Here is a 13,616-nt window from a genome sequence, read left to right as displayed (position 1 = left end):
ATATAGAACATAGAGACGAAATAGTGAAGTATAAGGTAATAAAAAGAATCTAGCAAGATTTTTAAATCCGACAGTGACCTCTATAAACATCAAAGCGAGTAGAAGTTGTTTTTATTTGAAAACACTGTTAGTGAGGAGAAATCTTAGAATTATTAGTGAGCGGAAATGTTTTCTTTCTGCTCATTTTTTTATTCTAAATAATTCTCCTCAAAATAGTTATGTAGTTCTAGAAAATTTAAGCTATCTACTACAAATTGATGATCTTTCCTATGAATTGGTTGTTAAGTATTCTAAAGTATTACAAGTTTTTTTGTTAATAAAAAGCATCGACGGGCCACCATCATCAAAAAGTATAGAGATTAAGCATCTTAATGTTATGTACGAACAAATATAATAAGTTTTATTGACATGTACGTACAAAAGAATTATACTAAATACAACTTAAGAGATCACTAAGGAGGGGTTTAAGATCGAGACTGAAGAAATCTGGCTGAGAAGGAAAGAGGCCATCGAAAAAGGTCACACATCCCTAGGTGTCGAGCTTGGTTCTACACGAATCAAAGCAGTGTTGATTGATTCGGATCATGAACCAATTGCTGCTGGGAGCTATGATTGGGAAAACCAATTAGAAAATGGCATTTGGACATATTCGCTCGAAGAGATTTGGAAGGGGTTACAAGAGAGCTATCAACGATTAGCAGAAGAGGTCGCTAGTAAGTACCAAACAACCATATCGACGATTGGTACGATGGGTTTTAGCGCAATGATGCATGGGTATTTGGCTTTTGATCGGAAAGGAGAATTACTCGTTCCTTTTCGTACTTGGCGTAATGCGACTACTGCACAAGCAGAAGCTAGTTTAACAAGTGCTTTTCAATATACGATTCCACAACGTTGGAGTATCGCACATTTATATCAAGCAATTTTAAATAAAGAACCACATTTGAAAAAATTGGATTTTTTTACCACATTAGCAGGATATATCCATTGGCAATTGACTGGACAAAAGGTACTAGGTATCGGTGATGCTTCAGGCATGTTTCCGATTCACCCGCAAATAAAAAATTATGATCCAGAGAAAATGGCGATTTTTGATCAATTAGCAGAAAAAGAAGGTTTTTCTCAGTCATTGAAAAAGTTATTACCCAAAGTTCTGTTAGCAGGAGAGCTAGCAGGTGTTTTAACAGAAGAAGGAGCCAAGCGATTAGATCCATCCGGACAGTTGCAGGCAGGTATCCCATTTTGCCCACCTGAAGGAGATGCTGGAACAGGAATGGTCGCAACGAATAGCGTAGGAAAACGGACTGGCAATGTTTCAGCAGGCACTTCTGCTTTTGCGATGATCGTTTTAGAAAAGGAACTAACTGAGGTTCATCCAGAAATTGATACTGTAACAACACCAGACGGAAGTCTTGTGGCAATGGTCCATACAAATAATTGTTCTTCAGAAATCAATGCATGGATCAAATTATTCAAAGAATTTAGTGAAAGCCTTGGATTAGATATTAGTTCACAGCAAATTTATGAGACTCTATTTATGAAAGCGCTACAAGCGGAAGCTGACTGTGGAGGATTGCTAAGCTTTGGGTATCATTCTGGGGAGAATATTACAAAAATGAGTGAAGGCAGACCCTTATTCGTACGACAACCTGACAGCACATTTGATTTAGCTAATTTTATGCGGATGCATCTTTCTAGCGCTTTTGGCGCAATGCGTATCGGGATGGAGATCTTAAAAGGCGAGAATATCACGGTCGATCGACTTGTGGCTCATGGTGGGATTTTTAAAACGCCAAAAGTGGCTCAAACTATTTTAGCTTCTGCAATGGAAGCACCAGTGACCGTAATGGAAACAGCAGGTGAAGGAGGAGCATGGGGAGCCGCTATCCTTGCTTCTTATAGTCAACAAACAGAAAAAAATTCTTTACAGAATTTTTTGGAACAACAGGTATTTGTGAAAAGTAAAGGAATAACAATTGAACCTTCTGAAAGTGATTTGGCGGGGTATGGAAAATTTATCCAGACTTATGAAAAGGGGTTACCAATTGAGTCTGTTGCAATCCAACAACTAGATTAAGGAGAACGTATATGTTAGAAAAATTAAAAGAATCTGTCTTTCAAGCGAATCTAGCCTTGCCTAAACAGGGCTTGATCAAGTATACGTGGGGCAATGTCAGCGCATTTGACCCTGAAACTGGTTATTTCGTGATTAAACCTAGTGGTGTCAGCTATGAAGAAATGAGAGCGGAAGATATGGTAGTGGTTGATTTAGATAACCAAATCATTGAAGGAAATCTTAGACCCTCTTCAGACACCCCTACTCATGCAGTGCTATACAAAAAATACCCTGAGATCGGTGGCATTTGTCATACCCACTCCACTTGGGCCACGGTCTGGGCGCAAGCCGGTCTTGATTTGCCAGCAATGGGTACCACTCATGCGGATACGTTTTACGGTAGTGTTCCTTGTGCGAGATTTTTGACACAAGAAGAAATCAATCGTGGATATGAACATGAAACAGGACAGGTCATCATTGAAACCTTTGAAGAAAGAGAAATTGATATTATGGCTATACCAGGAGTATTGCTTCATGGACATGGTCCATTTACTTGGGGGAAAGATGCAGATCAAGCAGTCATGAATGCGGTTGTTTTAGATGAGGTTGCCAAGATGAATTTATTTACCCGTCAGTTGAATAGTTTTGCAGAGCCTTTACCTCAACGAGTACTAGATAAACATTATTTGAGAAAACATGGTAAAGATGCATATTATGGACAAAATAAAAGCCATTAATTAAAAAGTAGAGGAGATAAAAAGATGTTAACAGTCGATAAAAAGGAATTTTGGTTTGTTGTAGGTTCACAGCATTTATATGGGGAAGAAGCATTAACTAAGGTCAAAAACAATGCGGAAACGATCGTTGATTCTTTAAATAAAAGTCAAAAATTACCTTACCCAATCGTTTTAAAAGAACTTGCGGTTACAGCAGATACGATTACATCGATTATGAAGGAAGCAAATTATCAAGATCAGGTGGCGGGAGTGATCACATGGATGCACACCTTTTCTCCAGCAAAAATGTGGATCCGTGGCACAAAATTGCTACAAAAACCGTTATTACATCTAGCTACCCAATTTAATGAAAGCATTCCTTGGGAAACAATTGATATGGACTTCATGAATTTGAATCAAGCAGCTCACGGAGATCGTGAATATGGATTTATCAATGCTCGTCTTAATAAAAAAAATCAAATCGTTGTGGGATATTGGCAATCAGAAAAGGTACAGAAACAAATTGCTCAATGGATGGATGTAGTAGTTGCCTATAATGAAAGTTTTGCAATCAAAGTGGCTCGTTTTGGAGATAATATGCGTAATGTCGCTGTAACCGAAGGAGATAAAGTAGAAGCACAAATCCAATTTGGTTGGGTTGTTGATTATTATGGTATCGGTGATCTAGTCAAAGTGATCGAAGCTGTGACAGATGAAGAAGTAACGACATTATTTGAAGAATATAAAGAATTGTATGACTTTGATTACGGTGAATATGACCATACAACTTGGGAAGACCATGTAAAAGTCCAAGCAAAACAAGAAATCGGTATTCGACGATTCCTTGAAGCAGGAGATTATAACGCCTTTACAACGAACTTTGAAGACCTTTATGGGATGCAACAATTGCCAGGGCTTGCTGTTCAGCGTCTGATGGCAGAAGGCTATGGTTTTGCTGGAGAGGGAGATTGGAAAACGGCCGCTTTGGACCGTTTGATGAAGATCATGGCACAAAATCAAAATACTGGATTTATGGAAGATTACACCTATGAGTTAGCAGCTGGAAAAGAAGCAATTTTACAGTCCCATATGATGGAAGTAGATCCGACTTTAGCTGTCAACCGACCAAAAATCGTTGTATCCCCTTTATCCATGGGAGATAGAGAAGATCCTGCACGGCTCGTGTTTGATGGCAAAGCTGGGGATGGTGTCGTCGTTTCTATGGCAGATTTTGGTACGCATTATAAATTATTGATCAATGAAGTGGAAGCATTTGAACCCACAGAAAAAGCTCCTCATTTACCAGTTGCTCGTATGTTATGGAAAGTCAAACCAAACTTCCATGATGGAGTGAGTGCTTGGATTCGAACTGGTGGCGGGCATCACACTGTTGTTTCTTTAAACTTAACAACAGAGCAAATCGAAACTTGGGCACGCTTAGTAGATTTGGAGTATGTAGTCATCAAATAAAAGATCCATTGACTTTTAGAACGGCTAAGCAAGATAATATCTATTATCTTGCTTTCGCGTTAAAGTAGAGATAGAAGATAAAGTCAAAAGGTTCAGGTATTCAGGAAAAATACAATAGATTCACAGGTAACTTGATGGATTGATCAGTTAGGTTTAAGTGGAAGAATAGAGTGGTTCGTAAAAAAATAGAGGAAGCTATTTTTTACGAACCACTCTGTTTATTTGGAGCTATAGTGTTCATTCCTGTTCCCGTTTTTTGTTTTAAATACACTAATCAAATCAAGTCACTACTGGAACAAACAAAAAAGGAGTTTTCATATGATGAGCCAAAATAGCATTTCAGAAAAAGAATTAGAACAAATTGATGCCTGGTGGCGAACGGCTAATTATATCTCAGTTGCACAAATGTATTTGAAAGACAATCCATTGCTACGTCAACCAATTCAAAAAGAGCATGTAAAAGCCCATCCAATCGGACATTGGGGAACGATTGCTGGGCAAAATTTTGTGTATGCACATTTGAATCGTGTGATTAATCGCTATGGTTTGACTATGTTCTACATAGAAGGCCCAGGACATGGCGGACAAGTGATGGTCTCCAATTCTTATATCGACGGTAGTTATACTGAAATCTATCCTGATTTTACAGAAGATGAAGCTGGACTGAAAAAATTATGTCAAGTTTTTTCGTTTCCTGGAGGGATTGCATCTCACGCAGCACCAGAAACTCCTGGTTCGATTCACGAAGGCGGTGAATTAGGTTATTCCCTTTCTCATGCTACAGGAGCGATTTTAGATAATCCAGATGTTATTGCTGCAACGGTTGTGGGTGATGGCGAAGCGGAAACCGGTCCATTAGCAGGTAGTTGGTTTTCCAATGTATTTATTAATCCAGTAAATGATGGAGCTGTTTTGCCGATCGTATACTTAAATGGTGGGAAAATCTCTAATCCAACGATTCTTGCACGGAAAAGTGATGAAGATTTACAGAAATATTTCGAAGGTTTAGGATGGAAACCCTATTTTGTCAAAGGGGACGATCCCAAACAGGTTCATGGCTTAATGGTAGAAACGTTGGATCAGGTAATTAAAGAGATCAAGCGAATCCAAGACACTGCTAGAGCAAAAGAAGCGAAAGAAGCAGTCATGCCCCAATGGCCAGTCATTTTGTTCCGAACACCTAAAGGTTGGACAGGACCAAAGATATGGGACAATGAACAACTAGAAGGAACATTTCGATCCCATCAAGTTCCAATCTCTGTTGATGCTGAACACATGGAGCATGTCGATCAATTAGTCAGTTGGTTGAAATCGTATCGTCCAGAAGAATTGTTTGATGACAATGGTAGGATTCGCCAAGAGATAAAAAATCTTTCTCCCAAAGGAACAAGTCGTATGTCTAGTAACCCAATCACAAATGGGGGGATAGATCCAAAACCGATGCGATTACCGGATTGGAAAGATTATGCTATCGACACGACAGTTCCTGGAGCTATAGTTGCTCAGGATATGATGGTTTTTGGCAAACAAGTGCAAGAGATGATGACCATGAATCCTACAAATTTTCGTATATTTGGACCAGATGAAACGAAATCCAACCGTTTGAACGAGGTATTTAAAGTGACGGATCGTCAATGGTTAGAAGCAAAAGATAACACTGATGAATGGCAGTCCTCTGTTGGTCGTGTGATTGATGGCCAATTATCTGAACACCAAGCAGAAGGTTTTTTAGAAGGGTATGTTTTGACTGGTCGTCATGGTTTTTTTGCCAGTTATGAATCCTTTTTACGAGTAGTTGATTCCATGCTGACACAACATTTCAAATGGATCCGTAAAGCAAGTGATCATTCGTGGCACAAAAAATATCCTTCTTTAAATTTGATAGCTACCTCTACCGTTTTCCAACAAGATCATAATGGCTATACCCACCAAGATCCTGGGGTATTGACCCATTTAGCTGAGAAGAAACCAGAATTCATTCGAGAATATTTGCCGGCGGATGCCAATACGCTAATGGCAGTTATGGATCGTGCGATGCAAGAAGAACAGGTCATCAATCTGATCATTTCCAGTAAACATCCGCGACCACAATTTTATTCTGCCAAAGAGGCTGAGGAATTAGTCGAAAAAGGCTTGAAAATCATCGATTGGGCAAGCACAACAGAAGAAGATCCAGATATTGTGATTGCTACAGCGGGAACAGAACCAAATCTTGAAGCATTAGCAGCCGTTTCGATCTTGAATCAATCATTTCCCGAATTGAAAATACGCTTTGTTAATGTAGTGGATCTGCTGAAGCTTAGACACCCATCCATTGATCCAAGAGGGCTGAGCAATGAAGAGTTTGATGCGATTTTTACAATCGATAAACCAATTCTCTTTGCTTTTCATGGATATGAAGGATTGATTCGAGATATATTCTTTTTACGTAATAACCATCATCTACTTATTCATGGATACCGTGAAAATGGTGATATTACAACACCTTTTGATATGCGTGTATGTAGTGAATTAGATCGATTCCATTTAGCCAAAGATGCAGCTATTGCTCACTACGGAGATAAAGTAGCTGGATTTTCTGCGAAGATGGATCAAATGTTAGACAAACATCACCTCTTTATTCGTGAGCAAGGACGTGATCTTCCAGAAGTAGAATCATGGAAGTGGCAAACACTAACTAATTAGGTCTATTCATTAAATATCAATGAAATAAATGAAAGCTTTCCGAAATTGAATGTTCGGAAGGTTTTTGTTATTTTTTTTGAGCCTTGTTGTTTTAATAACCCTTTATAGACAAATGAAAAAAAGCTCATGAAAGCATAATAATTGGATCATAAAAGGATATGTGGTATTCTTTATTTGAGAATAATGGCTGTCTCTTATACACATCTACTTTAGGGTCGTTTTTTGGTACTATTACTCGAAATATAAAAATCGTTATTTATAAATCCATCTTTTTTTAATTCAATTAGAGCTAGGCATCAAGAAAGGAAGTGAATGGAATTGCTAAAAAATAAAAGGGTTGCTTGTTTTGTAGTTAATTTTGCCTTAGCTAATTTATTAGTGATATTAATTGGGTACCTTTTTTCCTTTCCCCTGGCTTATGCAGAAGAAACTCAGGTCCAACAGCCGATCGTTCAAAACGAAAAGATAGCGCTTTCTTTAGAAAGGGAGAATGATGGCAACATCATGTTTCGGCTGGAAGACAAAGCATCAGAAAAATTTGAATTTATCCTACAAATCAATGATTTAAGTGGGAAGGAGATTCCGTTAAACATTGAAAATAGATTATTAGAGGAAAATGCAATTATCACAGAGGAACAACTAATAAAACTTTATTTTACGAATGATTCAACTGAGGTGAAGATGGCTATTAAATATAAATCGTCATCGGAAAAAGACTTTAAGGATTTACTTGCGCCCACTGGAGAAAGTATCCAACTTCCTACTCTGAAAGAAATAGCCAAAGAAAGCAACAGTACTCAAAGTACTAGTACTGATCCCACTCTAGATAGCGATTTTGAAACAAGGAGTAGCAGTACGTTCGAAGAAACAACTAAAACCAGTACGGTAGAAGATGAGAAAAGCGATTCATCAGAAACGGCAAGTAGTACTGAAACGAGCACAACTAGTTCTTCCTCAAGCCCATCAAAAACCATGCGAGCTGCCGTAGCTAAAGCGACTGGTACAGGTTCTACTTATGTACCACCTGGAGCCATTACTATCGGTGGAGCATTTGCTGCACCAAATGGAGGAGCGGTTGTTTCCACTATCACGAATGCCAATGATAATGCTGGACGACCCTTTTCTCAGATTTCGCTATCTGGGAGTAATAACTGGACATCTATTTGGTCAAATGATGCGTATAAATTAGATTTCACAAGGTCGTTTTCGCAACGAGTCTATGTCAACCTAGGAACTCAAGAAGCCGATGGAGTTGCCTTTGTTATGCATAATGATTCTCGTAAAACCACGGCATTGACGACTTCTCGTATGAGTGGAGTGGATGGGCAAAACTTGGGAGTTTATGGAGCGTCAGGAGGATATTATGACTTATTGACACCTCGTACACCAGAATCCACAGCAATCCAGCATTCAGTCGCTGTCGAGTTCGACTTGTTTAATAATGATGGAACTTATGGTGCGTCTGCCAAGTACGATTTACAAGTAGGTTCACAAAATACGCCGCACATGGCTTATACGTTTCCTGGTAATTTGAATCGTACCTATCAGCCAGTAAGTATTTTGAATAACGATCTTGGTATTAATGAATGGTTTACTTTGGGGCTGGCAAATTCTGCTCGAATCAGGCATAACGGATTGATACCTTTGAACGGTGCTGTAAGTACCAACGTACGTGATGGTACGTGGTATGAATTTGATTATTCTTTTGATAGTACTACACGTAATTTTAAGTACTTCTTTAAAAATCCGGTAAGTGGAGCGAAGACGGCAGAAACGACGATTCCTTGGGCTGACTTAAACACGGAACTCCAATTAGCAGCAAATAATAACCGTGCGTATTGGGGATTTACTGCTGCTAATGGTGGATTTGCAGGACCCGTGAGATTTGCTTTTTCGCAAACACCGATTCCAATAGGTGCAACATTAACGAATGATATTTTAGATGCAAATGGGATATCTGTAGCAGTTCCAAGCACCGACACAGTAAAAAATAAATTTATCGTGGCAGGTCAACAGGCTCGTATCAAATCGAGTTTTAAAGTGAATACGGGTGAAGCGGCATTGAATATGACAAACTGGACGACTGTATTAGAAGCAAGTACGATCAATCTAGCAACCAGTGCTCCCCTTACTCCGACACTGACGAAAACAACAGCAGCAGGTGTGACAACGACCATTTCTGCAACTAATCTCTCCACAACTGTGACGAATAATGGAACAACTGGATTGATCAATGTGGTTACAACTATTTCAAATAATGCATTGAATCTTAGTCCAGGTGATACCGCTACATTAAATTATGCGGCTCCGACAAAAGTAATAAATGCAGATTCTTTAACCAATTACTCTAGTGCTGTAGTAGCTAATCCAGTAGGAACCACCCCCAATCCGACCAACAATGTGACTTACTATGGTGAAAAAGCGTATTTTTGGATACGAAAAGTAGATCAGCCGACTTCTCTGTCTTGGGAAAGTGTCAATACTGTCACTGATTTTAAACAGAGCTTAGATATTTCAGAGAATAAGGCTCCGGGATATCATCGGAATTTTTACTGGAAAGATTTAGATATCGGAGATACTTTGAGTTTTAAAGTAAAAAAAGGGGGGACGATTTTACCCGATGTCACGATACCAAATGTGACTACCACCGGATCGTCAAGTTATGTCGTTAACAACCAATTGATCATACCTCCAAAGTACTTTGATTATGGCGAGAATAAGTTTGTGATAGAAGTCTATTCATCGGGAAGGTTAACAAATACAGATCAACCAATGGCAACGTTGAATCTAAATGTGGTTTTTACTGGTGAATTAAGATTAGAGCAAGTACCTACTAATTTCAGTTGGACGAATCGGACAGTGAGACAAAGTAAGGGAACACTTACCCGCGATATTGGAAATAAACTTAATTTGCGAATATGGGATTCAAGGGATCCTAGAGTAACAACTCAGTGGTCATTAGGCGTTTCGATTACGACTACAGCAAATCCGCCTTTTTCTTTTGTATGGAAAGCTGGGACCACATCGACACCACAGCCTTTGAGTGGGGATACATTAAAGGTCTATGATTCAAACATGCTCCCAGCTAACGGTTATGAGCACACTGCAACATTAGATGAAAATGCAGGTGTGTTATTAGAAAGTCCAAATTATTTATCTGTTGGTGAATATAGTGGTCGGATCACGGTTCATTGGCAACTTTATGACACTGCTGAGATTGAATAAGGAGGGAGAATAAAATGAAAAAATCAGTAAAAAAATGTTTGCTGGCTCTTATAGTTTTTCTCATAAGCATTACTTTCCCATTTATTCAAGTCTTGGCAGAAGAAGTGATTGATTCGGATCAACAAGAAGTAACATTCGAGTTGTATGATGAAGATCAAGCAAAAAAAGAAATAAGTCCTACCCAAAATGGTCAAGGAGATGGAAGGTTTTTTCCTCTTACAGGTAGTGTAATGTATGGTATTTATTCTTTTCTAGGAACTTTATTAATCGGTCTGACCCTAGCATTTTTGTTAAAAAAAAGGAGGGGGAAAGATGAAAAGACAAATCTGTAGTTGGCTCTCCTTCATTTTCTTTACAACTGTATGGAGCGATCAATCCATTGTATATGCGCAAGTATTAACGGATGAATCCAATCGCTCAGATGTAACTGTTCGGATCAGGGAGCCTTCTATTTATTTGAAGCAGGTTATTCCCCCCACTTTCAGCCGTTATCCTGTAAGAAATAACGCATTTGATATTCAAGCCACAAGTGATTTAATCATAGATGTCGTAGATCACAGAGAAGGAAATAATCAATGGAAACTATCTTATTCGTTATCCTGGTTCCACAATCAATCGAGCTATGAAATGAATGTTTCGCTTAAAGAAGGACAGTTTACTGCAAGTGAAGGCACGATCTATCAATTGAATCAAGATACAACATTTAAAACCGGAACAAGCATACATCTTGTAGAGGTATCTGAAGGAAGTTCGCAAACCTATCGTTATGTGATTCCTAAAGAAAACTTTAGAATAACTGTTCCTAACAACAGCCCTAGTGGCAAATATAAAGCGATACAGACGGTTAACCTAATGAATGTAGGAGCCGATGTAAATTAAGGAACTATCAAGGAGGAAAATAAAAATGAATGATAAAATGAAAAAAATTGGTGTTGTTTTAGCAAGTGTAGCTTTTATTAATCTAGGGAGTGTAGCAGCTTATGCCGAAGCAGTAGTAGGAGAAACCGGAGACACTCCAACAACTGTAACGATTACTGATGCAACGACGGCTGATCTAAGATTAGATGCTGTACCAGCAAATTATGCCTTTCAAACTGGCTTAAAAGAGGGAACTTATTCTATTGCAACTGGTACGATTAGTTCACCAGGAACGATTGATGTGTCGAATGACCGAATTGCTCAGGCGTGGTCAGTAAAAGCAACTGTAGCAAATAATCAGTTGACACGTGCTAGTGCTGCTGCAACATTTGCGGTCAATTCATTTGAAATCAATGGTGTGCAATTAGTTGGTACAGGTGCAACAGGGATCGTCTCTAAATCAGCAGATACACCAACTTCTTCAAACAATACTGGAACGATCTCCACACCAGTAACAACTATCGCCATTGGTTTTACCGACCCAAGTCATCTGTTACAAGTAAACGATGTCTTAAATGGAACGATCAATTATCAATTATACAATACAGCAGATGCTTCTTAATTTATAAAAATAAAACTCTGAATTGAAATCATTGCTTTTTCATGAAACAGTAAGATCGAAAAAAAAACTTCTTGCGTTCGGTTTTAGAATGGTATGATTTTTTAAATCAGCTTTCAGCAAATTACAAACCCGACTTGTAAGAGAAATCTGTAAAAATAAGTGATGGTTTCAACATCGTTTCTCTTGTTTTAAGATCCATTGACTTATTTTTGAAAAAGCAATGACTGAACTTTATTTCGTTCTAAATATTAAAACTAAGCTTACGAAAATCACTTGTTGATTACTATTTGAGTTTATGAGCGTGGGACAAAAGTATGATTTACTCTTGTTTCATGCTCTAAATACGTATAAACGGCAGAATCAGAAGCAACTATATCGATAATAAGCTGAAATTCACAAAAATTTGAAAAAGCAATTTTCGTTAATTCCTTTTTATTTCTCGGAGTTAATCGCTTATCCCAGCCTCATTTTCTTTATACACCTATCATTCAATTTATTTTTAGGAGTCGTACTTAGAGGTTGTGAAATACTAGTAAGCGGACAGAGATACAAGATAACGGAGAGTCTAGAACAATATGAGATGCGAGGTGTAATAATGCGGAAAATCCTTTTTACATTTCTACTGGTGTTTGCCATTGTTTTCCCACAACCGCTGTTTGCTGACACAGAGGAACAAGTAGGCTTTCACATTAAAGCAATTATTCCTGAGAATCAGATAGATAAAAAATTATCTTATTTTGATTTGCGATTAGATCCAGGCCAAAAACAAACCATTGAGTTTGAACTGAGCAATACATCGAAAGAAGAATCAACATTTACTATTGCAGTCAATCAAGCGTATACCAACGATCAGGGCTTCATTGACTACACACAGCCAAATAACAATGAAATCGTGCCTGAACCATTTCGAATAGACAAGATCGTGAAGGTCCAAAATCAGATAACCCTAGCAGGAGAAAGTTCTCAAAAAGTGAGTGTAGAATTGACTATGCCTCATGAAGCATTCAATGGACAAATTTTATCAGCAATTCATGTCATGAAGGAAAACCAAAAGGCAGAAGAAGGACAGATTGCTAGTAACTATGGCTATGTTTTAGGGTTGAGGTTAGCCAATAATATGAATGAAGTACAGCGGAAAATAGAATTGATAGAGGTGGATCCGGCTGTTTCATTTGGAAAGACAAGTGTTGTTGCTCTATTAAAAAATCCGACCATGGATGCAATTGGTCATTTGAAGTATAAAGCAGAGGTCAAAGCGGAGAATGGCGAAGTTGTTAAAGTGGTCAACTATGATAATAATATGCAAATGGCACCGATGTCGACTTATCGTTTTGCTATAGATTGGGATAATGAACGTTTAGAAGCTGGCAAGTATTCGCTTTATTTAAAAATTAATGATGCTAAAGATAATGAATGGATTTTTGATCGAGACTTTGAAATTACCGAAGAACAGGCGAATGAAGTCAATAAAATAGCTATTACCGAGATCGATCAGCAGACTCTACCGACATGGGTATTTATCGTAGGTGGCGTACTACTGGCATTACTATTCATATTGTTGCTTTATTTATGGTATACTCGAAAAAAGAAAAAAGAAGAGAATGAGAATTAACACGAATAAAAAAGAGTTCAAGAAGAGGATGTAGCGACCCCTAAAAAGTTAGACTAAAAAAACTAACTTCTAGAGGTCGGTACAGGACTTACAGGTCCTTCTTTGGACTCTTTTTTTGTTATCGTGTTTTATAAAATAACCAAGAACAATGATAAAGAAAGTAACGGAGACAAAGAATCCAATGACATAATATAGAAAGACTAAAGTTGAATTGTAAAAATAATAAGTCATGATTCTAACAATAAAATAAATCATTGGACAAGCAGATAATAAGAGTAAGACAGAACGACGTGTCCATTTTATAAAGAAAATAAAAGATAGAGCAGCGATCGTAATAGGAATCCAAAATAAAAATTTACTTAAGTTAACCAA

Annotated in this window: 9 protein-coding genes; all 9 read left to right on the top strand. The window is 38.0% G+C overall.

The annotated features are described in order from the left end of the window. The first annotated feature begins 484 nt into the window (after positions 1-484). The 9 genes from A5844_RS03160 to A5844_RS03120 all read left to right on the top strand — a co-directional run bounded on the left by A5844_RS03160 (position 485) and on the right by A5844_RS03120 (position 13,244). Positions 485-2,077 carry a xylulokinase gene (locus tag A5844_RS03160; RefSeq protein ID WP_179190542.1) on the top strand — a complete coding sequence of 531 codons (1,593 nt, stop codon included), beginning with the start codon at positions 485-487 and terminating at the stop codon, positions 2,075-2,077. Between the two features lie 11 nt (positions 2,078-2,088). Then, positions 2,089-2,793, top strand: a complete 705-nt coding sequence (locus A5844_RS03155) for an L-ribulose-5-phosphate 4-epimerase (protein WP_086283830.1) — start codon at positions 2,089-2,091, stop codon at positions 2,791-2,793. 24 nt (positions 2,794-2,817) lie between these two features. Beyond that, positions 2,818-4,242 (top strand): L-arabinose isomerase, encoded by a 1,425-nt coding sequence (araA, locus tag A5844_RS03150; RefSeq protein ID WP_086283828.1) that lies wholly within the window; start codon positions 2,818-2,820, stop codon positions 4,240-4,242. 321 nt (positions 4,243-4,563) lie between these two features. After that, a complete protein-coding gene (locus A5844_RS03145; RefSeq protein ID WP_086284076.1) occupies positions 4,564-6,927 on the top strand; it encodes a phosphoketolase family protein in 2,364 nt (787 codons plus the stop codon). 312 nt (positions 6,928-7,239) lie between these two features. Next, positions 7,240-10,152: an L-type lectin family protein gene (locus A5844_RS03140; RefSeq protein WP_086283826.1), complete on the top strand. Its 2,913-nt coding sequence runs from the start codon at positions 7,240-7,242 to the stop codon at positions 10,150-10,152. A 14-nt stretch (positions 10,153-10,166) separates the two neighbouring features. After that, entirely contained in the window at positions 10,167-10,484 is a 318-nt protein-coding gene (locus A5844_RS03135; protein WP_086283824.1) for an LPXTG cell wall anchor domain-containing protein, read from the top strand. After that, entirely contained in the window at positions 10,465-11,031 is a 567-nt protein-coding gene (locus A5844_RS03130; RefSeq protein WP_086283822.1) for a hypothetical protein, read from the top strand. Before A5844_RS03135 ends, A5844_RS03130 begins: the two co-directional genes overlap by 20 nt. 25 nt (positions 11,032-11,056) lie before the next feature. Further along, entirely contained in the window at positions 11,057-11,632 is a 576-nt protein-coding gene (locus A5844_RS03125) for a hypothetical protein (RefSeq protein ID WP_086283820.1), read from the top strand. Between the two features lie 595 nt (positions 11,633-12,227). After that, a complete protein-coding gene (locus A5844_RS03120; protein ID WP_086283818.1) occupies positions 12,228-13,244 on the top strand; it encodes a WxLIP family cell surface protein in 1,017 nt (338 codons plus the stop codon). Positions 13,245-13,616: the final 372 nt, after the last annotated feature.

Origin of the sequence: Candidatus Enterococcus wittei (genome assembly GCF_002140175.1) — a bacterium.
GTDB lineage: Bacteria > Bacillota > Bacilli > Lactobacillales > Enterococcaceae > Enterococcus_B > Enterococcus_B wittei.
The sequence above is the reverse complement of the archived record's forward strand: the minus strand, read 5'-3'. Positions and strand labels throughout refer to the sequence as shown.

Coding starts and splice junctions, on each gene's coding strand:
- araA (WP_086283828.1), top strand. CDS start 2,818: ATGTTAACAGTCGATAAAAAGGAATTTTGGTTTGTTGTAGGTTCACAG.
- A5844_RS03135 (WP_086283824.1), top strand. CDS start 10,167: ATGAAAAAATCAGTAAAAAAATGTTTGCTGGCTCTTATAGTTTTTCTC.
- A5844_RS03125 (WP_086283820.1), top strand. CDS start 11,057: ATGAATGATAAAATGAAAAAAATTGGTGTTGTTTTAGCAAGTGTAGCT.
- A5844_RS03145 (WP_086284076.1), top strand. CDS start 4,564: ATGAGCCAAAATAGCATTTCAGAAAAAGAATTAGAACAAATTGATGCC.
- A5844_RS03120 (WP_086283818.1), top strand. CDS start 12,228: ATGCGGAAAATCCTTTTTACATTTCTACTGGTGTTTGCCATTGTTTTC.
- A5844_RS03140 (WP_086283826.1), top strand. CDS start 7,240: ATGGAATTGCTAAAAAATAAAAGGGTTGCTTGTTTTGTAGTTAATTTT.
- A5844_RS03155 (WP_086283830.1), top strand. CDS start 2,089: ATGTTAGAAAAATTAAAAGAATCTGTCTTTCAAGCGAATCTAGCCTTG.
- A5844_RS03130 (WP_086283822.1), top strand. CDS start 10,465: ATGAAAAGACAAATCTGTAGTTGGCTCTCCTTCATTTTCTTTACAACT.